At 58.8% G+C, this 23,968-nt stretch carries 20 protein-coding genes; 4 read left to right on the top strand and 16 right to left on the bottom strand.

Annotated elements, in window-relative coordinates:
* Positions 1-288: 288 nt before the first annotated feature.
* From M0D67_RS05795 to M0D67_RS05740, 12 genes are all read right to left on the bottom strand, one after another.
* Entirely contained in the window at positions 289-2,934 is a 2,646-nt protein-coding gene (locus M0D67_RS05795) for a fimbria/pilus outer membrane usher protein (RefSeq protein WP_266238268.1), read from the bottom strand.
* A 239-nt stretch (positions 2,935-3,173) separates the two neighbouring features.
* Positions 3,174-3,899 carry a fimbria/pilus periplasmic chaperone gene (locus M0D67_RS05790; protein ID WP_266237779.1) on the bottom strand — a complete coding sequence of 242 codons (726 nt, stop codon included), beginning with the start codon at positions 3,897-3,899 and terminating at the stop codon, positions 3,174-3,176.
* A 95-nt stretch (positions 3,900-3,994) separates the two neighbouring features.
* Positions 3,995-4,549: a fimbrial protein gene (locus M0D67_RS05785; protein ID WP_266237777.1), complete on the bottom strand. Its 555-nt coding sequence runs from the start codon at positions 4,547-4,549 to the stop codon at positions 3,995-3,997.
* Between the two features lie 384 nt (positions 4,550-4,933).
* The gene (locus M0D67_RS05780; RefSeq protein WP_266237775.1) at positions 4,934-6,319 is read right to left on the bottom strand and encodes an MFS transporter; all 1,386 of its coding nucleotides are present in this window, start codon (positions 6,317-6,319) and stop codon (positions 4,934-4,936) included.
* A gap of 174 nt (positions 6,320-6,493) precedes the next feature.
* Positions 6,494-7,933, bottom strand: a complete 1,440-nt coding sequence (locus M0D67_RS05775; RefSeq protein ID WP_266237773.1) for an NAD-dependent succinate-semialdehyde dehydrogenase — start codon at positions 7,931-7,933, stop codon at positions 6,494-6,496.
* Entirely contained in the window at positions 7,930-8,967 is a 1,038-nt protein-coding gene (locus M0D67_RS05770) for an aldo/keto reductase (protein ID WP_266237771.1), read from the bottom strand. Before M0D67_RS05770 ends, M0D67_RS05775 begins: the two co-directional genes overlap by 4 nt.
* A gap of 82 nt (positions 8,968-9,049) precedes the next feature.
* Positions 9,050-9,574: a formaldehyde-activating enzyme gene (gene fae, locus M0D67_RS05765; RefSeq protein WP_266237769.1), complete on the bottom strand. Its 525-nt coding sequence runs from the start codon at positions 9,572-9,574 to the stop codon at positions 9,050-9,052.
* Positions 9,575-10,204: 630 nt separating this feature from the next.
* Positions 10,205-10,495 carry an H-NS family nucleoid-associated regulatory protein gene (locus M0D67_RS05760; protein WP_054034751.1) on the bottom strand — a complete coding sequence of 97 codons (291 nt, stop codon included), beginning with the start codon at positions 10,493-10,495 and terminating at the stop codon, positions 10,205-10,207.
* A gap of 167 nt (positions 10,496-10,662) precedes the next feature.
* A complete protein-coding gene (locus M0D67_RS05755) occupies positions 10,663-11,862 on the bottom strand; it encodes a serine hydrolase (RefSeq protein WP_266237767.1) in 1,200 nt (399 codons plus the stop codon).
* Positions 11,863-11,955: 93 nt separating this feature from the next.
* A complete protein-coding gene (locus M0D67_RS05750; protein ID WP_266237765.1) occupies positions 11,956-12,159 on the bottom strand; it encodes a hypothetical protein in 204 nt (67 codons plus the stop codon).
* A 513-nt stretch (positions 12,160-12,672) separates the two neighbouring features.
* Entirely contained in the window at positions 12,673-12,933 is a 261-nt protein-coding gene (locus tag M0D67_RS05745; RefSeq protein ID WP_266237763.1) for a hypothetical protein, read from the bottom strand.
* Between the two features lie 87 nt (positions 12,934-13,020).
* The gene (locus tag M0D67_RS05740; RefSeq protein ID WP_266237761.1) at positions 13,021-14,487 is read right to left on the bottom strand and encodes a sigma-54-dependent Fis family transcriptional regulator; all 1,467 of its coding nucleotides are present in this window, start codon (positions 14,485-14,487) and stop codon (positions 13,021-13,023) included.
* Positions 14,488-14,800: 313 nt separating this feature from the next.
* Here M0D67_RS05740 and M0D67_RS05735 point away from each other — a divergent pair, with 313 nt between their 5' ends.
* From M0D67_RS05735 to M0D67_RS05730, 3 genes are all read left to right on the top strand, one after another.
* Positions 14,801-16,201 (top strand): GntP family permease, encoded by a 1,401-nt coding sequence (locus tag M0D67_RS05735; RefSeq protein WP_266237759.1) that lies wholly within the window; start codon positions 14,801-14,803, stop codon positions 16,199-16,201.
* 426 nt (positions 16,202-16,627) lie between these two features.
* On the top strand, positions 16,628-16,990 hold the full coding sequence (locus tag M0D67_RS42080; protein WP_367892346.1) for a helix-turn-helix domain-containing protein: 363 nt from the start codon (positions 16,628-16,630) through the stop codon (positions 16,988-16,990).
* 81 nt (positions 16,991-17,071) lie between these two features.
* Positions 17,072-17,578, top strand: a complete 507-nt coding sequence (locus M0D67_RS05730) for a nuclear transport factor 2 family protein (RefSeq protein ID WP_266237757.1) — start codon at positions 17,072-17,074, stop codon at positions 17,576-17,578.
* 222 nt (positions 17,579-17,800) lie between these two features.
* Here M0D67_RS05730 and M0D67_RS05725 read toward each other — a convergent pair whose 3' ends face one another.
* On the bottom strand, positions 17,801-18,490 hold the full coding sequence (locus M0D67_RS05725; protein ID WP_266237755.1) for an EthD domain-containing protein: 690 nt from the start codon (positions 18,488-18,490) through the stop codon (positions 17,801-17,803).
* A 620-nt stretch (positions 18,491-19,110) separates the two neighbouring features.
* Between M0D67_RS05725 and M0D67_RS05720 the strand changes: the two genes are divergently transcribed.
* Positions 19,111-19,887, top strand: a complete 777-nt coding sequence (locus M0D67_RS05720) for an SDR family NAD(P)-dependent oxidoreductase (RefSeq protein ID WP_266237753.1) — start codon at positions 19,111-19,113, stop codon at positions 19,885-19,887.
* Positions 19,888-19,981: 94 nt separating this feature from the next.
* Here M0D67_RS05720 and M0D67_RS05715 read toward each other — a convergent pair whose 3' ends face one another.
* From M0D67_RS05715 to M0D67_RS05705, 3 genes are all read right to left on the bottom strand, one after another.
* The gene (locus M0D67_RS05715) at positions 19,982-20,341 is read right to left on the bottom strand and encodes a BON domain-containing protein (RefSeq protein ID WP_266237751.1); all 360 of its coding nucleotides are present in this window, start codon (positions 20,339-20,341) and stop codon (positions 19,982-19,984) included.
* Between the two features lie 481 nt (positions 20,342-20,822).
* Positions 20,823-21,623, bottom strand: coding sequence for an IclR family transcriptional regulator (locus M0D67_RS05710; RefSeq protein ID WP_266237749.1), 801 nt, complete (start codon positions 21,621-21,623; stop codon positions 20,823-20,825).
* 182 nt (positions 21,624-21,805) lie between these two features.
* Positions 21,806-23,566 (bottom strand): FAD-dependent oxidoreductase, encoded by a 1,761-nt coding sequence (locus M0D67_RS05705; protein WP_266237747.1) that lies wholly within the window; start codon positions 23,564-23,566, stop codon positions 21,806-21,808.
* Positions 23,567-23,968 lie beyond the last annotated feature (402 nt).

Below are 23,968 nucleotides of genomic sequence, written 5' to 3'. Positions count from 1 at the left end.
TGGAGTCGCAACCGGCGTACGCTTCAGGCGCGCTCATGAGCAGCGCAAGGCACGCGATCAGTAGCCCCAGTGGTCTTCTTCTGCGACAGGCCACCGCGGCTAATCGCGATAGTTTGCTTGGCATTCCAGATGTGAATTTCATGATGTCCATTCCTTGTAACGCAAGACTCACTCGTTTTGCGGTCCAGCGATTGTTCCGATACTCGAAACTCAGCGACACTTGACAGCGAGTTTGAGTACTTCCTGACAAGGCCTTGCTACCGGGCACTTGCCGTTCTGAAAATCAGTTCAATGTGTTTGTTCTGCTGCATGGTCAGGATTCGCCCCGGCAACGTGACCCTGCTCGTCGCGCACCATCGCGGATGCCGCCTGAAGCGATCCCCCCATGCCAAGGCAATGCCCCTGCACTGACGTATATGCCGCGCCCGCCTTGCCAGTCGACTTCGGCAGTACATAGTCAATCTGGCACTGCTCAGACGCCGCCGCCCCCCACTTCACAAAGAGCGAGCCCTTGTCTTCCAGCCCTCGCGCAAAAATACGGCTGTCCTGCGCGACCACACCTACTGTGTGTCCATTGCCGTCGACCACATCCACACCAAACGGCAGCGCCTTGTCGCCGAGTTGCGGTGCGCGAATCAATGCTGCACGTCCATTCACCGTCTTGTACTTGAGCATCACTACAGAGCCAAGCCGCGGCACGGCCTGCTCTGAAGTCGATTGGAACTCGACATCGGTCGACGTGCCCTTCGGGTCGATATCGACCGTGTTCATCCCGTAAGGCGTCAGGTACGGCACCACCGCATAACCGCGGCTATTGACCTTGACACCCGCCGCGCTCGACACGCTTGCGCCTTCTGCCCCCGGTGCTTCGACGATCCCGAAGGTATCGCCAACCGTCTGCGATAACGTCACACCACCAGGATGCGCAACGATTGATCCGCTGATACCGGCCGACACCTGGCGTGAACCCGAGCCCACACTTGCCGAGGCGGTCACTTGCGCATACGGCGCGAGGTACGTACCGCTTACGCCAGTGTTGGACGAACTGCTACCGTTGCCGTACGTACCGTAAGCGTTGTACGAATACTGGTTGTTATCGCCCAAGGAGCCACTCACGTTGGCCTGCATACTGGTGCTGCCACCCGAGCTAGACGGGCTTGTCGACATCAGCGGCGCGTGCTGGCTGTGACCCAGCGGGATCGTCGTGCTGACCATGAACTGGTTCGACATCGAGCCGTCCGAGTTGCGCGTGCGGCCCGCGGTGACGCTGTAGGTGCCGTATTTGTAGCTGTTCGTGTAGCCAGCCTGATAGAACGTATCGCTGCCGCCGTGATTCCAGTACTGCTGCGCGGATGCGCTCAGAAACACGCTACCGCGGTCCTTGAAATTCTGATTGAGCGTCAGTTGAAAACGGTTCTTCTGGCGATAGATCGAATTGATATCGCCGCCCCGCATTGCCTGATCGCGCACCGATGCGGCGTCCGACAGATTCATGAAGCCAGCAGTCGAATAGCGGTACGCTGCAACCGCAATATTCGTATCGGTCGAGTCAATGAATTTGTTGTAACCGATGCGCAAGCTCGTGCCGCGCATGGTGCTCTGGTTCGGAATCTGAGTCTGGGAGCCCGTCACATCGGCGGAAATTGCACCGAATTTCGTGTTGAGCGCCACGCCGATGTCGGCCGACACGTAACCATTCGCCGCAATACCGCCGCCGTAGGCTGTCAGCATGTTCGTCAAACCACGCTGCAAGGTGAACTGCGCGAAATTCGGCTTGTTTTCAAGGCTGTCGTTACGCAACTGCCCGGCAGTCACCGCGAAGCGCGTCGTGCCCGGCCGCAGTGACTGTGCCACCGAGGCATAGGGCACGGTAAAGGTCTTGGTGCGCCCATCGGCTTCGGTGACGGTCACGTCGAGATTGCCGCCGTAACCGGTCGCATACAGATCCTTGATCTCGAACGGCCCCGGCGAGACGCTGGTTTCGTAGATCACCTGATTGTTCTGCTTGACGGTCACACGTGCGTTCGACTCTGCCGTTCCGCGCACGACCGGCGCATAGCCGCGCAGCGAGTCGGGCAACATGCGATCGTCGGTGGCGATCTGCGCGCCACGGAACTGCACGCTGTCGAACACGTCACCTGTAGTGCTACCGTCGCCCAACGTCACCTGCGACTTCAGCGCAGTGAGGTCGTGCTGCACGTACGTGGCGATATTGTCGAATTGTGTGCCTTGGCCAGTCCCCTGCGAGATAGAAGACTGATGGCGGAAATGCCATGCGCCAATATTCACGCCGGCGTTCAGGCCCAAATAGCTCTGCGTCGAATCCGTGCCCGAACCGGCGGTGTGATAGGTGTTCGCGTTGTAACTCACGAAACCCGCATTCACACCGTTTTGCCACATCTCAGGCGGCACATAACCGCGTGCAGCGTTACGCATGTACTTCTGCGGCACGCTCAGCATGAGCTTCTGTTCTGAAAAGTCAAAATCGATCGTCGCTTGCGGCACCATGACGGCAAGATCAACACATTCGTCCGCATTGGCAACGGCCGGTTCGCCGGCCTGCTTGCTTTCCGCTCCATGAGCATCAGCGCCTGTGTCGGCAGGCACATGCGCTACTACCGCCTTGACGCTGCTATCCGCACTCACCTTGGCAAAATCAACCCCGAGCTTTTCCAGCATCTGCCGGCTAAGACATGCATGCGCACCTTGCCCTTCGCCTGCAGCCACGAAGCGCACGTCCTCGTGTGCGACACGAATATCGTTCACGAAGACATCGACGGCATAAACGCCGGGGGACACCGAATTGCCTTGCGAGAATCGCGCGACGTCCACAGTCTGCGTCGGGTCGGTGCGCAAAAATGTCGTGTCGAACTGGACGGCGGGGGCGGAAGTCGTCTCCGAAGCATTCACGTTCGCCGACTGGACGCCCCCCATGACCGCGAACACCGACATCACAACTGCAGCGATGGGATGCAAGCCGAGCGGATCGGGGACTTCACGGGTGCAGACTTGCGACTGATGGCGAGGTGAGTGCTTCATGATCTGACCGACTTCCAATGTCTTCCAACAGGCGTGCGTCATCCCTGTGCGTTGCCTGTGCAACGCAGGCCGTATGCGAGAAAGGTTGAGTTGTGGGCGGAAGGCTGCCGCCCGACGGACAATGGAGCTGCGGCTTATTGACCTAGCGTTGCGTCGCCATCGATGGCGCCGCCGTAGTCGCTAATAGCGGTGTAGTGAACCTTCGCACCCGCGGATACACCATTCATCTTCTCGACCGGCAGCACCTCCGTCGCGTGAGGCGCCACCATGCCGCCCCTCTCGTTCTTGTAGGTGTGACCACCGCTCTCGACATCGACTTCGCTAAACGACACGTAGTACGGTGTCGGATTCGATACGCTCGCCGCCTGGCCCTTGCCGCTCGGCGACGCGGCAATCTTCCAGCTGAGTTGCGCCGGTGCGTCTTCGGGCTTGCCCGGCAGTTTGGCCGGACGTACGAACACCTTGATACGCGTGCGAAGGGCGAATTGCAGTGTGTTGGCATCGGTCGCGCCACTCGCCTTCGGCGGAATGTCCAGTACATTGAGCCAATACACCGATTCGCGATCCTGCGGCAGCGCTTCGCCGCTATACATCACGCGCAGCGTCTGCGCTTTATTCGGGTCCATGCGAAAGATCGGCGGCGTAATCACAAACGGCACCTTGATGTCACCGGGTTTCGCGTCCGCGTTACCGTCGTCCATCCATACCTGCACGAGCGACGGCCTGTTGCTGTCGTTATCCAGCTTGACTGCGACTTCGCGCTGATCGAGCGGATACACCACTCGCGTACCGCCGATCGTCACGCTTGCCTGTGCGCTGCCAGCGAGCAGCACACAGGCAAAACCGACTCCCATCGTCATTTTTTTAGCAGCTTCATCACAATCACCTTTAAATTTAATCTTGAAAAAGAGCCGTTAAAAAGGCGCTCACCCGCGTGAACGCCTCCGGTCAAGGCTTACTGATACTGCATCGTGTATTGCACAGACGTGTTGACCGAACCGGCCACCGCCCCGCCAAGCGAGTAGTACTGCGAGTAGTACTGAAGCGTGCCCGAGCCCGAGCTGATATCCGTGCTGTTGTTGGTAATATCGTTGTTTCCCTCCGTCACGATGTTGATCGGCAAACGTTTTGCGTTCAACAGTTGAACCTGCACGTTTTTCGCTGTGCCGCTGTTCGTCAGGTTGCCGGTGATCGTGTCAACCGTCGGGCCGTTTTCGAAATGGGCGACTGCCTTGGTCGCGCCGCCTGTGCAGTTCGTCAAGTTAAATTCGAACGGAGTGGCCGTCGTGCCGCCCGTTGCACCTGCGGCCGCCAGCGAACTTGCGGTGACGTCGTCCAGTTTGATGTTCAAGTCGGCTGCCGAACCCGCGGTCTTGCCATTGATCGAACACGTGTTGGCCGTCACAGTGCCGGTGAACGAGATCGTGCCGTCTGCCGCGTGGGCGCCAAACGATGCGAGACCCAACAGACCGCCAGTTGCGATCGCGATTGCTGGGAGGAATGATTTCATTTTGCTGCTCCAGTGAGTTAGGAAATTTTGCGATTCAACGGCGAATCTGAATTAGATAAGACTCGCCATTAGCCCCTGGGCGCTCCAATGTTCTAAGCCAGAAAAGTGGCGGTATGTGTTTCGAACCATTGGCCTATCGTTCAGGCGCAAAACAATATTAAGATTCCGCTTTGTCGAAGTACTTAAGACGATTCTTAAATGTGTAAGACTATCCCCACAGATAATTCGAATTAATCTGACAGCTGGGGTTTTACTCAGGTTAGCGATTGAGATTTTTCCGAAAAATTCCTGGAACCCCTCCACTCGGTTCTCGCGCAGCAAATAAGAAAACCCCGCCGCATCGTTGCCGATGCGGCGGGGTTTCTAAACAGCGCTAACTGCGAACTACGCGCCGCTGGCTTCGTTCAACGTCAGATGCTTCGTTTCAGGCGCCCATGCAATCGACACCACCATGCCGATCAGCAGGACAACGGCAAGCACCATCATCGTCGAGTGAAAACCTAGGTGGAGGATGCCGAGCGGCAACAGAAACGTACCGACCGCCGAACCAAGACGGCTGCACGCAATTGCCAACCCGACGCCGCACGCGCGCACCTCGGTCGGAAAACACTCTGGAGGAAACACGCCAACAAGGTTCGAGAAAGCGGACATCGTCAGCGTGAAGATCGCGAATGCGACGATCATCGCGAGCGTTGCGGACTCCGGCAGCAGGCTCAACGCAATCAGCGACATGCACGTCACCGCGAACGAGCCGATCAGAAACGCACGGCGCGATAGCTTAATGGTGAGCCAGATGCCGATCAACGCGCCGAGCACGAGGAATCCGTTCAACAGAAAATCCGTGCTGGAGTTGTTGTCCAAATGGATCGCTTTAAGAATGGTGGGCAGAAACGTGTAGATCGCGAAATAGGGAATCACGAGGCACACAAAGAACGCACAGTTGAAGATCGTTCTGCGGATCAGATCTTTCTTGAACAGGCGCATGAAGCCACCGGGCATGTGCGCATGTTCATCGTTGCAGTCGTTCGGTGTCACGTTAGGGCCGAAGTGCTTGAGAACGATCGCCTTGGCTTCAGCGACCCGTCCCTTGCCATGCAGCCAGCGCGGCGATTCGGGCGTGCCCATCCGCAAAATCAGCACGATCAGCGCGGGAATGCCGGCCGACGCAAGCAGCCACCGCCATGCATCGGGCGACGCGTCCGCATACTGCATGCCGAGCACGTTGGCCACCACATAGCCGATGGTCCACACCACGCTGAACGATCCGAGCAAGGTGCCGCGATGTTTGCGTGGCGAAAATTCAGCGAGGATCGCATGCCCAACCGCGAAATCGCCGCCCATGCCGAAGCCGATCAACACCCGCAGCAGACACAACTCGAACGGCGAACTCACGTAGAACTGCGCGAACGCTGCTGCGGTGATGATCAGAAAACTCAACAAAAAGATCTTCTGCCGTCCCAGGCGATCCGACAGCCAGCCGAACACCAGGCTGCCGACAAAGATGCCCATCAGCGCGGAACTGCCGATCATGCCCATCCAGAACGCGTCGAGCGGCATCTGGCGATTCAGCGACGCCAGTGCATAGCCGATCGTGCCGAGTGCAAACCCTTCGGTGAAGTGGGCGCCGAACGTCAGCCCGGCAATCTTGACGTGGAACGCGTTCAACGGAACGTCGTCGAGAGGAATGGGGCCGTGCACGGCCGCCGCTGCGGCTGACGGCAAAGTGGGGGCGACGCCGAAAGTGGCCGCCTGGCTATCCTGATTGCTCACGCTGTCTCCTTGTATGTGTGTGCGCGGCGGACGCGGAGCCGGCGTGATGCCGGTGCCGCGCCAAGCCACGCAGTTGGGCTCGTCATTCGCTTCGCGGTTTATCTCGTCGTTCGCCGCATGCATTGGCATGCAATGCGCCAGGCAAACACGTGAGATGAACGCGTGAAACGAAGATCAGCGGCCGAGCCCGCCCATCATCATGTATTTCAGTTCCGTGTATTCATCGAGGCCGTACTTCGAGCCTTCGCGGCCCAGGCCCGATTGCTTGACGCCGCCGAACGGCGCGACTTCGGTCGACAAAATCCCTTCGTTGATGCCGACCATGCCGCTCTCCAGCGCTTCCGCCACGCGCCATGCGCGGGCAAGATCGCGCGTATAGAAATAGGCGGAGAGGCCGAACGGCGTGTCGTTGGCCGCCGCGATGGCTTCGTCTTCCGTCTTGAAGCGAAAGCAGGCGGCCACTGGGCCAAAGGTTTCTTCCGCGGCGATCAGCATCGAGTTCGATGCATCGATCAGCACGGTCGGCTCATAGAACGTGCCGCCGAGTGCATGCGGTTTGCCGCCCGTTAAAACCTTCGCGCCTTTCTGCAACGCGTCGGCGACATGCGCTTCCACCTTCTTCAGTGCCGCCTGGTTGATCAGCGGACCTTGTTCAACCTCGCCTTGAAGCGCGTTGCCGACGCGCATCTTCCGCACAGCCCGTGTCAGCGCCTGCGTGAATGCGTCGTAGATACCGTCCTGCACGTAGAAGCGATTCACGCACACGCAGGTCTGCCCGGTGTTGCGGAATTTCGAAGCCATCGCGCCTTGCACTGCCGCGTCGATATCCGCATCGTCGAAAACGATGAACGGCGCGTTGCCACCAAGCTCCAAAGACAGCTTCTTCAGCGTATCCGCCGACTGCTTCGCGAGTAGTTTGCCGACGCGCGTCGAGCCGGTGAACGACAGCTTGCGCACCACCTCCGATTCAGTCAGCACACCGCCGATCGCCACTGCGTCGCCGGAGACAATGTTGAACACGCCCGGTGGAATACCGGCCTTCTCCGCCAGTACTGGCAACGCCAAAGCGGACAACGGCGTTTCTTCGGAAGGCTTCAGCACCATCGTGCAGCCTGCCGCAATCGCCGGGCCGGCCTTGCGCGTAATCATCGCAAGCGGGAAGTTCCACGGCGTGATGGCCGCGACCACGCCGACCGGTTCTCGAGTCACAATGATCTTCGCGTTCGGATTCGGGCTCGGGATCACGTCGCCATAACTCCGCTTGGCTTCCTCAGCGAACCATTCGAAGAAGCTCGCCGCATATCCGACTTCGCCACGCGCTTCGGCGAGCGGTTTGCCTTGCTCGCGTGTCAGCAATTCGGCGAGCGCGTCGCGGTTCTCGAGCATCAACTCGCCCCAGCGTCTGACACGCGCGCCGCGCTCCTTGGCTGTTATCGAGCGCCACGCCGGAAAGGCTCGCTCTGCCGCAGCAACGGCGTGCGTCGTTTCCACCGCGCCGCCCTTCGCGACCTGAGCGATCACCTCGCCCGTTGCAGGATTCAGAACCGGGTACGTGCTCGCGCTTTCGTACCACTGGCCACCAACGTAATGTCCGGTTCGAAGCAATTCGCTCATGCGGCCTTCTCCAGGTTCTCGACGAACACGCCTTGCGCAAGCCGCGCTTCACGAGCGATGCGTTTTCCCGCGGTGTAGTCGTTGATCAGATCGCACGGCGTGTAGTTGCGTTCGAGTTCGAACAATTCGTCGGCACTGAGCTTCGTGCCGAGCGCGGCAAGCGCGCTGTCGAATTGCGCCGGTGTATCCGCGCCGACCAGCATGCTGGCAACGCCGCCATGGTTCAGCACCCACGCCTGCGCAATCTGCGCGGCCGACACACCACGCCGCGCTGCCACGCGCGCCACCGAAGCAGCAATCTCACGAGAAGCCGTATCGCCGTACATTTGCGCAGTGAAGAAATCGGTCTGGTTACGTGTTGAGTTCGGATCGCAGGTCAGCAGACCACGCGCCAGCGGACTGAACACCGACACACCGACGCCCTGATCCTGGCAATACGGAATCATTTCGCGTTCTTCCTCGCGATACGCAAGGTTCAACTGCAGTTGCATGTTGATGGGTTTGTGCCAACCGTTGCGCTCGCAGACCTGCATGATCTTCGCGAACTGCCACGTGTACATCGTCGATACGCCGATGTAACGCGCCTTGCCCGCGCACACGATATCGTTCAACGCGCCCATGGTTTCTTCGACCGGCGTGTTCACGTCGAAGAAATGCAGCATGTAGATGTCGACGTAATCCATACCGAGGCGCGTGAGCGACGCGTCGATACCGTCCATGATGTGCTTGCGCGAATGGCCGCCAGCATTCTGATACGCGCCCATGTCGTAGCCGACCTTGGTCGTCACGACAATCTCCTCACGCCGCGCGAGACGCTTCAAAATGCGGCCCACCACTTCTTCGCCCACGCCGGTCGAATAGAAATCAGCGAGGTCGATAAAATTGACGCCGGCTTCCAGCGCGTGACGCACGATCGGTTCGCTCTGCGCTTCGTCGAAGATCCACGGCTTCCATTGCGGCGTGCCCATGTTCATCGTGCCGAGACACAGACGCGACACCTTCAGACCCGAGTGGCCGAGGCGAATGTATTCCATAGTGCTTGTCTCCTTCCTGATCACATTCAGTAGCGCACGCAGCAGCACGTCCCTCACGGCACGCGAACCGCGTTGCGTGTGATTAACGTCGTTTGGGGGTGTAGAACGGATTCGATACGTCGCGTGCGGCGGCAAACACCTCATCGCGATGCGGCAGGCCCTTCATCGCCGCGAGAATTGCGTTCTTGCACGCGCGGTAGTTGTTCTCGAAGACGGCGTCGAGATCGTCGGTGGCCGGATTGACCCAGTTCGCCGACACCACCACCCAATCGTTCTCCGCTTCGGGCGGCAACGTGCCGTTCTCCAGCGATTCGGCCACCGCTCTCGCGATGCCGGCTTGCGAAGCACCCCACGTCGCGTTGCCGTGGAAGTCGCCGCCGATCTGCGCCTTGTTCACATAGAGCGTCAACGGCTTGGTCGGCACACCCGGCCGCGCGATCACGACAAACGGCGCGTGCCCCGCTGAAGGCGTCGCCAGTGCCGTAGCGAAGGCCTGCCCTGCAGGGCCGCTGCGCGGGCCGACCAATACGTTGATATGCGCGAGATTGACGCCAGGACCTTCGAATCCTTCGCCGATAAAGAGTTGTTTGTCCGTCGATACGCTCATGGTCTTTCCGTCGAGGGTGAGTGGATGACCGATTGTGCTGCGCGGTCTTCGCGACCATGTATCGATGAGTTTTGATGCGGGGTATGAGGCGAACTCATCTCCGGGTTTGCCCCGGGCGCACCAGTCGGCAAGTTGGATGTGCGCGTTGAGTCGCGCGCACGGTCAAGCGCAAAGGTGAGACTTTTCGGGACTCGCGATGGCGAGCCTCGAATCGAGGCGAAAGGTGAACGCACAGAAGGCCGCACACGCACCAGCGGCGCGAAGTTCAGCAGCAAGGCAAAGTCCGCGGAAAAGACCGTGTGAGAATCGAACGATGGACTACGCGATTCTTCGCATAGCCAGGGAACGCCCGCCAGCAAAGGCTGGCGCGGATTTCGAGGAAGGTTGTAGCACCACGAGGGACAGCCGGGGTGATCGCACCGCAAGGTGCGTCATCCGACAAAACCAGGCTCACCGAAACAACGAACCCTGGTGCGAGGCGCCTCGCTAAACCCACGGCGCCCGTTGCAAGCTCACGCGAAAGGTGAGCGTTTTCGGGACCCTCTCAGCGGTGCGAGAAAAACCCGCCGCAACTTCATTTCAGAGAAATTCGGCGCGTTGCGAGCGCAAGCGCCATGGTCGAAACGTACTTTAGCCTTCGATCAGAAAACGCTCGCGATTCTTGCCCGCGAGCCAGCCAGGCGAGCGGCCACGGCCGCTCCACGTCTCGCCGGTTTTCGGGTTGCGGTACTTGGCTACCGAAGGCGCTTTGCGTACCGCAGCACGCTTGCTCGTAAAACCCAACTCTTCCGCGGTCAGATCGTACTCGGCGACCTTCTGCTTGATCTCGGCAATCGCCTGCGCGATTTCCTTTTCGCGCGCCACCGCGACTTCCTTATGAAGCTTCTCGAGCTGAGCAGTTAACTGTTTATATGAGGCCATGGCGGGTACTCCGATCGATTTGACGAACTGCAGTGCGGACACTTGCGGACACTATCAGACGAATAAAGCGCCGGATAGAGCGGCCCGCGCAGGGCGGTCCGCTCAGAGTGCGCCCGTGAGCTGTCCGCCGTTCAAGACTGCCCGCTCAACTGCTGCAGGCCACGCACTCAATCGTCAATTGCATCGTACACGCGGCGCTCGAAATCAACCGACATTGGGAAGGGTTCGACAGCACGGCGCTGAATCAGCATGAGACCGATCAGGTCCTCCACCGGATCGGCGAACCAGCTCGTGCCATACGCACCCGGCCAGCCGAACGAACCCATCGAGCGATAGCCGAGCGGCAACTGCTGCGCCGGATCGTCGACGATGGACAAGCCAAGGCCGAAACCCTGGCCTGCCCACAGCACATGACCGAACGCCGGCACGCGTCGCTGGTCGCGGGTCAGAAAATTCGAGCGCATCAAATCGACCGAGCGATGCGACAGCAGACGTGTCGAGCCGACGCGTCCACGCCCTAGCAACAGTTGCGCGAACTGCAGATAGTCCTGCACTGTCGAGACAAGGCCGCCGCCGCCGCTCTGAAAGCGGTCGGGATTCGCCCAGCGGCTCGCCGACGAATGATCTTCGACCACGCGCCGCCGCGTGCCCGCCTCGACGCCATACGCCGTCGCCAAGCGCGTGAGCTGCGCGTCGGGCACCCAGAACGCCGTATCGCGCATGCCGAGCGGTTCGAAAATCCGAGTCCGGAAGAAGTCGCCGAGCCGCATACCACTCACGCGCTCGATCAGCACGCCGAGGACGTCGGTCGCGATGCCGTAATGCCAGCGCGAGCCGGGCTGGAACATCAACGGCAAGCTGGCTATACGCCCCAGCCACGCGCCGGCATCCCCGCGCGCTTCAATACCGTTGAAGGCCGCCGCGTAAGCTTCGGCCAACGGTCCGGTGGCGGTGAAATGATAGGCAAAGCCGGCGCGATGCGTGAGCAGATCGAGCACGGTAAGTGGCGCTCTGAGCGGGTCGGTTTCGTCGAGCGGGCCGGTGGGGTCGCGCAGCACGGATGGCGCAGCCAGCTCCGGCAGCCACGATGAGATTGGCGTGTCGAGCGCGAGCCGATCCTCTTCGATCAGCATCAGGATCGCCGCGCTCGTCACCGGTTTGGTCATCGACGCGATGCGAAACAGCGTGTCGCGCTCCATGGGCAATTGGGCCGCTTCGTCGCGCAAGCCGAGCGGCTCGAAGTAACCGATTTCACCGCGCCGCCAAACCAGCGAAACGACCCCCGCCACTTCGCCGCGTTCCACATAGCCTTGCATGGCGTTCGTGAGCGCCGTCAGCCGGGTCGCTGAAAGTCCTGCTGGTTGCATGCTTCTCCTGAGTCCTTAGGCGTTACGTTCCCTTATTTCTGCCGGAAACGTTACCCGATCAGACGGTACACGTCACCCTCCGCCCATGGACAGTTACGCTTTCTGCCGCTCCTCCAATGCGGAGAGGGCCGCATTGAGCCGTTTGACGCGACCAGCCTGCGCCGGCACCAGTGCCACCCCGGACACCGAGTTAATGCGGTTGCGCCAATATGACAGCGGGATGCGGTCTTCAGCGGAAATATGCGTGATTACATTTTCAAGGTGTTTGATATCTTTTTCGAGTTGGAGGTGATTCATTGCTTTCCCCGGAATTACTCATTGAGCCAGTTTAAGAGCATAAAGCGTGCCCCGATTACTCCAGGAGCTCCGTTGAAACGGAAAATTTTTCTGAAGTTGATAATTCGGGCCGCCGCAAAACCGGCAAAACCTGCACATTGTTTTTGATTGTGAGCCGGCCAGATGAGGATACTGCGGCGAAACTTCGCGTTCCGTTAGATGCCGCACCGACTCGGCTTGACAGCGAAAACCGAGCGCTTTTTTATCAGCGCAAGCGGTAAGAATAATAATCTCGAAGCAATTCGATCAATATTCATTGCGCATCGCAACCGTTTCGGTAAATGCACATTAGAGCCAGATATTTATGACGGCCATATGCTTCTTGCATGACACCGCTCGCCGTATCGTCGGTTTAACCCAGTTAAGCGAAAACTGCGAAGAGAGGGAGACAGCCCGCCGTCATGGCCGAGCGGCGGGATCAAGGAAGGAAAGTGTTAGTCGCACGCATCACGCCAGCCATCGCCCGGCGTGGCGTCATTTCGCCCGGCAGGCGTAAATCAGACTGAGCGTGCCGTTGTCGCTGGACTGGCGCACGACGTCGAAAGCGCCGCCACACGCCGCGTTAGCCTGCTGCGAGCAGGAGTCCGAGCCGGCCGGACATTGGACCAGCGTAGTTTGGCGGCCATCCGACAGAAACAGCGGCGCGCTGCTGCTGCAACCGCTCAGCATGGCGATTGCGGGAAGCGCCAGCGCGGCACCGGTGCGGCGCGCGAAAGAGGAGAGACTGCGTTTCATTTGAAACCCCGATCACGTCTTGTTTTTCGATCATGCGATTGTGCCACGCGGCAATTGCACTGCGCCACGCGATGTCGCGGGACTTCGTCACACCTCAATGCCGTATGCCGCGATCTTCTTGTAGAGCGTCGCGCGGCCCATGCCGATCTGCATGGCCGTCTCAATCACGCGACCGCCGTTGGCGCGCAAGGCGTCGCCGAGGAAGCGCTTCTCGAACGTGGCCATAGCATCGCTCCACGACGTCACTTCAGGCGCCTCCGAGGTGGCATCTGAAGCGTGCGCTTCAGAGCCCGTGGATACAAGAAGACGATGTCCGCCTTGCGCCGGGCCGATGAACGGCGCCAGCGCACGCGCATCGATTCGCTCGCTGTCCGAAAGCATCACCGCCCGCTCCAGCGTGTTGCGCAGCTCGCGCACATTGCCGGGCCACCCATACGAACACAGCAGCCGCAAAGCATCGTCCTGCAATTCGAAGTGACTGGCGCCGCGCGCTTGCGTCGACAGGTCCTCGAGCATGGCGTAGGCAAGCGCTTCGATATCGGACGAACGCTCGCGCAGCGCCGGCGCCTGGATCGTCAACACGTTCAGTCGATAGAACAGGTCCGCGCGGAAACGTCCCGCCGCGACCAGCGCCGGCAAATCGGCCGAGGTCGCGGCGATGATCCGCACGTCCGCGCGCACGATCCGGTTCGAGCCAAGCGGCTCGAACTCCCTGTCCTGCAGCACGCGCAACAGCTTGCCCTGCAAGGGCAGCGGCATGTCGCCGATTTCGTCGAGAAACAGCGTGCCGCCGTTCGCAAGTTCGAACTTGCCGACCCGTCCTTTCCGGTCGGCGCCGGTATAGGCGCCGGGCGCGGCGCCGAAGAATTCGACTTCGAGCAAGGTGTCAGGAATCGCCGCCACGTTGACGGTCACGAGCGGCCAATTCGCTCGCGCCGATCCGCCGTGAATCGCATGCGCCAGCAGTTCCTTGCCCGTGCCGGTTTCGCCGAGCAACAGCACCGGCGATTCGAGTTGCGCGGCGCGGCGCGCCTGGCGCTTCACTTCGAGACTGGCCGCGCTCGTGCCGACAAAACTGCCGAACGTGTACTTCGCCCGTCTTGCCTGCGCGAGCGACTGACGCGTCGCGATCAACTCTTCCTGCACGCGCGAGTAATGGGAAAAAAGCGGCGTGAGCGCCTTCAGTTCGTCGAACAACGCGAAACCTACCGCGCCGACCGTTTCACCCGCATCGTCTTTCAACGGAAGTCGCGTCACGACAAGCGGCTCGCGGCCCGTTTCGAGGATGTCGAGCAGAATCGGTTTGCCGGTTTTCACGACCTCGCGCATCAGGCTGTTGGGAATCACCTCCTCGCAATCCCGGCCAATCGCCTGCTCCGGGTCCGAAAACCCGAAGCGCGCCGCGTAGCGCTTGTTGATCCAGACGACGCGCGCCTCGGCGTCGACGATGAACGTGCCTTCGCTAAAGTTTTCGAACGTGCGGAAGAGCGAATCCATCGCCCGGCGGAGTACGTCGCCGTAGGTGGCAGGAAGGCCTGCCCAGTCGTTCATCATGGTGTCGCTGTCTCCGGCTATCGTTCTATTTATGCATATCTCATTTCGTAGACAAGCTTATCTCATTGATGAGATCGCCAGCAAGCGTACTACATAAAGGTTTTTCCTCAATTCAGCCTATGTTCAGCTGATCTGCGTCCCGATTTTGAGACATTTGGGTACAATCGGCCGCATCGCGTTTCGAACTTCGGCCTGTGAAATCAACGGACAGGCCGCTGCGGCGTGCGTGGCATGGAATCTGCATTTGCGGGCGCCGGGCCGTCGCAGTCATCGGGACGGCGTACACGTAGAACAACCAAGCTTTGGAGACTCAATGTCCTTTGTTATCGTCCTCGCCGCGCTGGCGTTTCTGATGTTTGCCGCGTATCGCGGCTACAGCGTCATTCTGTTTGCACCGATCGCCGCCCTCGGCGCGGTGCTGCTGACCGATCCGGGCGCCGTCGCGCCGGTGTTCTCCGGGATTTTCATGGAGAAGATGGTCGGCTTCGTGAAGCTTTACTTCCCCGTGTTTCTGCTGGGTGCGGTGTTCGGTAAAGTCATCGAACTGTCCGGCTTTTCTGAGTCGATCGTGGCCGCGGCCATCCGCTATATCGGCCGCTCACGCGCCAATGCGGTGATCGTCGCTGTGTGCGCACTGCTCACCTATGGCGGTGTATCGCTGTTCGTGGTGGTGTTCGCGGTGTATCCGTTCGCCGCCGAACTGTACCGCCAGAGCAATATTCCGAAACGCCTGATGCCTGGCGCGATCGCGCTCGGCGCGTTCTCGTTCACCATGGATTCGCTGCCGGGCACGCCGCAGATCCAGAACATCATCCCGACCACCTTCTTCAAGACGACGTCCTGGGCCGCGCCCGCGCTCGGTGTAACCGGCTCGCTGTTCATCATCGTGGTTGGCCTCACGTATCTGGAATGGCGCCGCCGCGCGGCGATGGCGACCGGCGAAGGCTACGGCACGGATCTCGTCAACGAACCGGAGCGCGTCGAATCGAAGCAACTGCCGCATCCGTTGCTCGCGGTCGCGCCGCTGGTGCTGGTCGGCGTGGCGAACTTCCTGCTGACCCGCTCGATTCCGAACTGGTACGGCGCGTCGTACACCATCGCGCCGGACATTCTGCCGGGCATCCATGCGCCGGTCACGACGGCGATCAAAAGCGTCGTCGCGATCTGGTCCGTTGAAGGCGCGCTGCTGCTCGGCATCATGATGGTCGTGTTGACTGCGTTCGGCCGTGTGCGCGAACGCTTCGCGGTCGGCACCAAGGCGGCGGTGGCGGGCGCATTGCTGGCCTCGTTGAATACGGCGTCGGAGTATGGCTTCGGCGGCGTGATTGCGGCTTTGCCGGGTTTCCTGGTGGTCGGCGATGCGCTGAAGAGCATTCCGAACCCGCTCGTCAATGCCGCGGTTTCCGTGAGTTCGCTGGCGGGCATCACCGGTTCGGCATCGGGTGGGATGAGCATCGCGCTCGCGGCCATGTCCGACACGTTCATCAAGGGTGCGGAAGCCGCGCATATTCCGATGGAAGTGTTGCACCGGGTTGTTGCGATGGCGAGCGGCGGCATGGACACGCTGCCGCATAACGGCGCGGTGATCACGCTGCTGGCGGTGACGGGTTTGACGCACCGCCAGTCGTACCGCGATATCTTTGCGGTGACGGTGATCAAGACGCTGGCGGTTTTCTTTGTGATCGCGGTGTATTACATGACTGGGTTGGTTTAACGGCGCGGCAGATGGCGCGGAGTGAAATTGCGACCATAATTTTCAAAAAAGTGATTTTTATGGTCGCCAACTCGCGGCAGTTCTGCTCGAACCTGAGATGAAGGCCAATGACCCGCCCAAGCAATTAAGCATCAATTTCTGGCAGCAAGACGCAACAATCCCCAAACTGGCGCAATTATAAGATGGTTAGTTCAATCGCGCCGCTTGGCCCGCGGCTCATCGTTAGGTTATCTTCCAGCATCAAACGCGCGCAAAGCCGGCTCCGCGAAGCAGCGACCGCCGTCCTCATGTGGGACGTGCTTTCTCAGAGACTACAACATAAGCCTCAGGCCGCCGCGTGATTTCTTGAGTTAACGTAGCCTCACGGGTTGTGTTTCTTTAGAGAATGTGGGGAAATTTGAGGGGTCAACACTCCCTCAAAAATCGATGCCCACTGCCAAGCTCGCCGCGCCTGTATTGTTTGCCAGAGGCGTGAGAAATTTTAGAAAAGAGCGAGGCATTTCCTCCAGCAGCTTGTCGTCATCAGCTGGTATCAGTCGCAACACTCTTCACCTCATTGAGAACAAAGCGGCCAACGCACAACTTTCCACGGTCGAGCGGCTGTCGATTGCCCTCGATGTCGACCCGTGCGATTTTTTTAGACCGGGAAAATCGACGGTCTCCCCCTACCAGCGAACCCGTTTGCTTCAACAAACAGTTGCGGCAAACATTGCGAGACTGAGGGAACAGAGCAGGATAGCCTGGAACGGCCACCGCGCCGGCACTCGTGGCACGCCGACACAACAGTGAGTCCGAGCCACAGTCTGGAATGGTTTGTCGGTGTTGGCAAATCCTTAACATTCTTTCAATCAATCCAATTATCAATCCGTTATGAACAACTCAAATTTAAGCATTGAACAGCGAATCACGCGTCTCGAAGACATGGAGTCTATCAAGCAACTGAAGGCCAAGTACGCTAGAAACCTAGACGACGGTTTCAATCCGGAAGGTGTCGCTTCGCTATTTGTCGACGATGGCCTTTGGACTATCAAAGGTGTCGGCGGCGAAGCAAAAGGTAAGGCGGGTATCAAACTTCACTGTCAAAATCTCGGCAATAGTATTGGTTGGGCGCAACACGATATTTTCTCGCCTATCATCAATATTAGCTCCGACCGCTGCCGCGCCGAAGCGAGCTTCTATCTGCTGTGCCTTCTGACCATGAAGGGCTCACCAGAGTCGCCAGAAGCAGAAGCAGTCGTTCTTTCTGGAAAATACACGGACAAACTCGTCAAGATTGACGGCGAGTGGTATTTCGAAGAAGTAAACGGAACTATCGAGCAATCGTCGCCGTGGACCGAAGGATGGGTCAAGTCTCAACTTGTCAAAGAGTCTTGGTGATTCCCCTGCAGTTTCCACTCGTTTCGACCAATGCGCACCGTGGCCCGAACCACTGAACCGTGATTCCACGGAAACAGGTAGGCGTCAGGAGGCACGCCCGCTCGGGTAGGACGTCGCACGGCCGGGGCGGCCCTCGCGGGCGTCGTCTAACGACAGGCCCGCGGGTGAGTAGCTATCGCTGGCGGTGTCCTGTTTCTCAAAGCGCAGGGTTTTCAGCAATACCTAGATGATTCTGTGCTCGTCAACGAGGAACGCAGTGATTTCCGAAAGGAACGTTTTGGCATGTGCCATGGTTTTCTGCCCCTGGGGAGAGCCAAAGGCGGCCTGTAGCGCGTCGGTGCTCTCGAACCAGAACTCAACAATTCCATCGATGGGTAGGTCGTCGTGGCTACAAGGGTGCCCTTTGAATAGTTCCCGTGCAACCACGGCATTTTGACGGTAACCAACAACACCTGACATCGTCTTTACCCAATCCGCGTGAACTTTCCATTCGTCGCGAAATTCGCTTTCGGTAAGTTCTGGGCGCCGACGAATTACCGACATCCGCTTCATCATCTTCTTCCTGATTGAAGTTTCAGGTACGGCGACCACCGTCGCTTGCTCGATAGCCACAATATGAAGGGAGCCGAGGAATTTATTCTCGTCCGCGAGGATTTTCTCGGGCAACTCTCCCCCACCAAAGGGCTGATGCTGGTCAGCTATCCAAAGCTGAGAGAATCCATCAAATTCCCACGCACCACGAGTAAAGTCGATACCCCGCTGCAGCCTGTCGATTACATGGTTCTGCCAGTATTCGCTCAAGCCAGGCGTCTGCCGCACCAGCTGACCATGGTGATTCAACCAATATGCCTGGAAGTCTTCCATCGACAAATCAGTCTTCTTCCGGATTAGCCCCATTCTGACCTTGCTCATCCACCCTCCTGTCTCTTGTGGAAACGAGCTCCCGCGAACATCTATCGCAGAAACTGGCACGCCCTACCGTTGTATTCAAACCGTGTACAGCTCCCTGACGCTGCCCTTCTTTGCATCCCCGGACCATCCAAATCTAATTCTTTCGTTACCCATTAAAAAGGAATGCGAAATACGTTGAGTTTTCTTCCCCGTCGGTCTGCGTCACCGAACCATATGCCGATGGGCTAAACCTCGAGCCCCGGCATTGCCTCGGAAAATTCCTTTCCGGCGAAACGGCGCGCAGTCGTCAATGACCGAATAGTACGCCACCGCATTAGATAATAGCCAATTGTTTTGCGTAAGAACAATCACCTATCGCCGGCGCGATAAAACAGCATGGGCCGTCAATCTCCCCCGCTGGTAGTCGCACGGCGGTCTGGCAGTCCTCCCGTGAATCACCGGCGCGCTGGAGTCGTTCGCCACTGATGGCTAAGCACCTTGAAGAACAACTCGAATGACGTGCGCGCGATGAGTGGTAATTTTACCCATGCAATTATATATGTATATGTGCAATACTTGTTCATGCATTGCTCCGGGAATTCGCGCGATTCTCGGCCCTACTACACCCGCAAGGAGAATGTATGTCTTTCCCAAACTCAGTCGCCCCCCGGCTGCTCGAAGGTCGCCTCGCCCTGATAACAGGAGCCGGTCAAGGCAATGGCCGGGCGCTTGCACTCGGCCTCGCTCAGGCAGGTGCAAGGGTCATCGTTAGCGACATCAATCTGAAGCTGACCGAGGAAACTGCAGCGCTCGTTCGCGAGGAGGGTGGAGAGGCATGGGCATTTGAACTCGACGTTACAAGCGACGAAGCCTGCTACGCCCTCGCGGTCAAGGTCGCCCAAGACATTGGATTGGTCGATTTGCTGGTGAACAATGCCGGCATCATCATCCGTGAGAACTCAACGAGCCCTAACGCCGCAAAAAACTGGAAGAAGGTGATGGACGTCAATGTGCAAAGGACATTCAACGTCACACATGCGTGGCTTCCCGCAATCAAGACAAAGAAGGGCGTCGTCATCAACGTTGCATCCATTGCGGCGTATGCCGGACAGGGCGGCAGCCTTGGTTATTCACCTTCAAAGGGCGCTATCAAAATGTTCACGCAATCGCTCGCGGCAGAACTCGCACCGCACGGCGTGCGTGTGAATGCGCTCGCACCGGGCGTCATTGAAACGCCCATGACCGCGGCGACGCGCGAAGACCCTGCCCGCCTGGAGGCGTTCATGACGCGCATTCCAATGGGGCGCGTGGGGCAGACCGAGGACCTTGTTGGCCCTACCGTTTTCCTGGCGTCCGATATGTCACGCTACATCACGGGCGTGACGCTGGCTGTAGACGGCGGCTTCCTCGCAATCTGACAAACCTTCCAAGCAAAAAGGTCCCCGAAAACGGGGACCCTTGACTGTGAGGCGGGGGCGCCCAGCTCACAAGTGTCCAGCAGTTCCTCTTGCCCTACTGTCCCGCAGCCCGTACGGTAAGCGCGTTTTTCACGGACGTAACGCCGGGCACCCCTTTCGCGACCTCAGCGGCGCTTTCGATTTCATCCTGGTCAGGCACGGTGCCCTGCAAAATCACTGCTCCGCCATGCGCCCGGACCGTGATGTTGGATGCTGTGACATCCTTAGATTTTGCGAACGCCGCACGTACACGCTTCTGGAGCGCACGGTCTCCCGATTTGCTCGATGCAACCTGACTTGCCGATTTTGCAGTCGACATCGTCTCGCTGCCTGGGCCGCCTTGGGCGTTCGCACTGACCGTCGCAATACCGATGACCATGCCAATTACAATGCTGGCTGTGTTTTTCGTCTTCACTCCATCCCTCCGAACCAAAGTATGTTTTGAATTGACGCGGACTCACCGCTTAGCCGACGACTTTGCAACACTCAGGCCGGCACCGACCAGTCGCTTGCATCCCGCCCCGGTTGCGCGCCCGTAACGGGTGCCCCCGACGCTATAGTGTTCGACCGGACGACATCAAGCACTTAGAGCGAGAGCGAATGGAATACCGGGTTCGAAGCTGCGCAGCAAAGCCGCTGCGAACGCACCTGGGGTTTTGTTCGCCGGCAAGGAGAATGTAGGGCGGGCACATCCTTTCTGCTGGACCCCTCGCGCCAATTTTGATTGCTCGTAAGGGCCATGGGCTATGCCGTCACGCAACGCGTTACGACCGACGGAATGAAATGGCGAGGGTCGTCGATAGCCACGTCGGCAAAGCGATGCGGCAACATGATTAGCGACTACTACGCTTCACCGTTATGCCGCACCGATGGCAGTTCTCTGCGACGGGCGGCCCTCAGCCCTTTCCCAACGAGAGTTCGCCTGCCAGCGCCGTCAGCGCCTTTACAGGGGCACCGACCTCGGAAATATCAAGAACGCCGGTCACACCGAACAGTGTGACAGCAAGGACCATCCGTTCGGCGCGATTGAACACAGGAGCGCTTAGGCTGCTGACGCCAGGTATCGGCAAGCCTTCCGTTCGCGACAGGCTTTTTTCCCGTACTTCGACCAGTAGTTGCTCAAGCTCTTCACGCGTCGGACCGCTCACAGCACCATGGCGCTTTTGAATGTCACACAACAGCATCGGCTCTACGGTCGCCTTCGGCATGAAAGCGGCGAACGTTAGGCCAGTGCTCGTGTGTGCCATCGACATGACGGCACCGACGTGCATGCCCGTATGCAGGGGAACCTCCGGGCTAACGTATTGAACCACCGTTGGCCCACGGTCATCCCACACCGCAACAAGCGCGCCGTACCTCGTTGCCTTCGCCAATTCCAGCGTTCGGTGGAAGGTTTCACGCAAAGGCGATAGTTGAGCGAGTGCGTGCAACCCGAACGTCAGGGACAGAGGGCCGAGCTCGTAGCGATGGGTCAATGCATCGCGCCTGACGAGGCCCGTACGCGTCAGGCTCACGAGGTAGGTGAAGACTTGATTCAAGGGAATATCGGTCGCGACGCTGAGCGCGGCCATCGCCATAGGCTGCCCAGCATCGGCAAGTTGGCGCACTATGCGCCCGCCGACCTCCATCGCATGGATACCTCTCTGCTCTTTGGCGGCGCCTGCAACCTGCTCCGTTAAACGCTCGTTCACACCCACAGCGAACTCCCCCGGACAGCGCGTCCTCTGGTGCGGCTCCGCCCACGCATCCGTTTGACGCGGATTGTCACCGTGAAGAAATTGCCGGCTCACGAGACGCAAGCAGGTTCAGAAAAAACCCGTGGTGGCACGCCCTGTCCACCACGGCAACTCTCGCGCCTTGGAGCCTCTTTAAACGAACCTCACTGATTTACCACGGCGAGCTTCGCCATCGCCGTGCTAGCAATAAGCTCTTCTGTCGATTCTTCAGTCGCTGCAAGCACTTTTCCTGCGATATAGCCAAAGGTCAGCGCAGGACCCAGCGTAATGCCAGCTCCTGGGTAATTACCACCCATGATGCTGCAGGCATCGTTGCCGACTGCAAACAGCCCCTCAATGGGCATACCCATGGGGTCGAGCACCCGGCACGATGCGTCGGCCTTCAGCCCGGCAAACGTGCCAATATCGCCAATCTGGATTTTGATGGCATAGAAGGGACCTTTCTCGATTGGCGCAATACACGGATTCGGCGAACGGAGCGCGTCACCTTGGTAACGGTTGTAGGCTTTACTGCCTTTTCCGAAGACTGGGTCGCGACCTTGTTCAGCCCCTGTGTTGAACGCTCGGACTGTCTCTCTCAGGTTCAAGCCGTCAACGCCAATCTTGCCTGCCAGTTCCTCAATCGATGAGGCCCGGGTAAGGTACCCAACACGCAGATATCGACCAATCGGCATCGGGAATGGCGCAACGCTCCCGAGACCATACGTGCGCAATGTTTTGTGGTCGCAAATGAGGTGTGCCGAAATCGCCTCACCGGGCTTCGAGGCCTTAACCAAAGCCTGCACAAAATCGTGATAGGAGTTGCCCTCGTTGGTGAAACGACGGCCGTCCCGAAGCACAGAGATGACACCCGGTTTTGCGCGGTCAATGAAGTGAGGCATGATGCCCGTTGAGCCGTCTTTTCTTGTCAACGTAGAAACCGGAACCCAAGCGGCGGCGTTTGGCAGCGTCGTTGATACCTGACCGCCGACAGCCTCTGCCATGCGCAGTCCGTCTCCAGTATTGCTCGTCGGCGAAGGAGAGTAATGCTCAGTGCCGTTGGGTGCATGAGGAAAAAGCTGCTTGCGTCTTTCGATGTCGTACGGAAAGCCACCGCTTGCAAGCACGACCCCACGACGGGCAACGACCCTGACTTTCGAACCTTCCCGCTGCAGAAGCGCCCCTGTCACGCGACCATTTTCCTTCGTGAGATTCATCGCCTTCGTGTTTAGCCAGAGTGGCACATTCAAGTCCATCAGTGACTTAGCCAGTCGTCCAGCCAACGCGTTTCCGTTCGTCAAAGTCATGCCGCGGCCGTACTTCATGACGTCGGCAAAATGCCGCGAAAGACGCTTTGTTACGTACCACGCTGACTTGACCGACTTCGTGACTCGCATGAAGTGAACTATTTCCTTGCCCGAACCGAGCATCATCCCGAATACGGTGAGTTCCGGAAGCGCAGGGGCGAGGTCTTTGATAAGGGTGCCAAGTTCCCGACCATCGAAGGGCCGCGTCACCATAGAACGGCCGCCCTGAGTTCCGCCAGGGGCCTCTGCGTGGTAGTCAGGAAACACAAGCGGCATATCGAAACGTACCGCTGTCTTCGAAGTGAAGAAGTCAACGGCTTCGGGACCATTCTCAATGAAGGCGTCGACACGCGCGCCATCGAAACTGTCGCCGGCCTCGTGCTGCAGATACGTGCGCGCGGCACCCTCCGGCTCGCAGATACCTTGCACCTTGGCTAGCGCAGTGTTTGGAATCCACAACCAGCCTCCCGACCGCGCCGTCGAGCCTCCGAACCTCGGTTCCTTTTCGATAACGAGAACCTTGAGTCCTTTCGAGGCTGCCGTAATTGCGGCAGACATTCCGGAACATCCCGAGCCGACGACAAGTACGTCGCAAATGTATTCGCTGTCCTGCTTCATCGCGTATCTCCAAAAGCGAAGACGCGGCCGACCAGCGCGTCCTCAGTCTGTTTTTCCCAGTTTCTATGGGCACGTAACAATGATACGCTACAATTAAACCTATGCTTTATTGTTTGCATACGTACAATCCATGGCGATTCGCCGGACCCGACAACGCTGTTTCGCGGGATGATTTGAGACAAACGTCGCCGCGTAGATTTTTTCTATGTGGATGTACTTTGTGTATATTTAATGCTGCATTGACATCCCCACATACGAGCGATTGCTTTAGACAGGCATCCCTGATTTAGGCCTTTGCGTAGAGCGCTACGACCTAGGTGCGGCGTTTTTCCGCACGGCGTGTTGGGGAAGCAGATAGTTCGACTGGACTGCCCAACATTTGACGGCGACGTACCAGCCAAA

Origin of the sequence: Paraburkholderia sp. SECH4 (assembly GCF_030511745.1) — a bacterium.
Classification (GTDB): domain Bacteria; phylum Pseudomonadota; class Gammaproteobacteria; order Burkholderiales; family Burkholderiaceae; genus Paraburkholderia; species Paraburkholderia madseniana.
The sequence above is the reverse complement of the archived record's forward strand: the minus strand, read 5'-3'. Positions and strand labels throughout refer to the sequence as shown.